Consider the following 388-nt stretch of genomic DNA (forward strand, 5'->3'; position numbering starts at 1 on the left):
GGCTGGGCGTCAACCACGTGCTGGAAATGGTCGGCGGCGATAATGCACGGCGATCGCTGAATGCGCTCGCCGCCGACGGTCGGCTGTCGATCATCGGCCTGTTGGGCGCGATGGAGCTCAGCTTCCTTATCATGCCCTTCATGCGCAACCGCATCACCGTGCAGGGCCTGTCGGTTGGCCATCGCCGCGCCTTCGAACGTATGAATCAGGCGATCGAGGCGCTGGCGATCAAGCCGGTCATCGGCAAGCGCTTTGGCTTCGACGAGGTGCCGCAAGCCTTGCTGCATCTGGAGAAAGGGCCGTTCGGCAAGATCGTGATCACCACGAACTGGCTTTTGCGATGGTCAGGGCAACTGCTTCAACACGCCGACAATTGCCTCGCCATCCG

Annotated in this window: 1 protein-coding gene; it reads left to right on the forward strand. The window is 61.9% G+C overall.

The window, feature by feature from the left end:
* On the forward strand, positions 1-388 hold a 388-nt coding region (locus tag EN885_RS33370; protein WP_245493202.1), incomplete at both ends, for a zinc-binding dehydrogenase.

Source organism: Mesorhizobium sp. M6A.T.Cr.TU.014.01.1.1 (assembly GCF_004022765.1).
GTDB classification, from domain to species: domain Bacteria; phylum Pseudomonadota; class Alphaproteobacteria; order Rhizobiales; family Rhizobiaceae; genus Mesorhizobium; species Mesorhizobium mediterraneum.